Source organism: Flagellimonas sp. ABD4_174 (genome assembly GCF_056160185.1).
In genome coordinates this window covers 1-429 of sequence record NZ_JBSWWP010000009.1, presented here as the reverse complement: position 1 = coordinate 429, position 429 = coordinate 1, and the positions used below count along the sequence as shown (strand labels likewise).

The 429-nt window shown below is 54.3% G+C and carries 1 pseudogene; it reads left to right on the top strand.

From position 1 onward, the window contains the following. Positions 1 to 429, top strand: a pseudogene (locus ACXAFK_RS15195) (sugar kinase); the annotation flags it as partial.

The following is a 429-nucleotide window of genomic DNA, read 5'->3' as shown; positions in this document are numbered from 1 at the left end:
TATGGTAGATTGGAAAGCTGTCTTTGAGGGTGTGGAATGGTTCCATTGGACAGGGATCACCCCTGCGATTTCCCAAGGCGCGGCCGATGCCTGTCTGGAGGCTGTAAAGGTGGCCAGTGATATGGGAGTTACCATATCCACGGACCTGAACTACCGTGCCAAGCTGTGGAACTATTGCGATGATGCCAAACGAGAGGAGATCATGTCGGAGCTCACCTCGTACTGCGACATAGTACTGGGCAACGAGGAAGATGCGGAGAAGCACTTCGGGATAAAGCCAGAAGGTCTGGACATTACCACCCAGGGAGAGCACGTAAAGGCCGAGGCCTTCCTATCGGTCTGTGAGCAGATGATGAAACGTTTCCCACGGGCCAAGAAGGTGATCACCACACTAAGGGGCTCCCTATCGGCATCGCACAACACATGGGC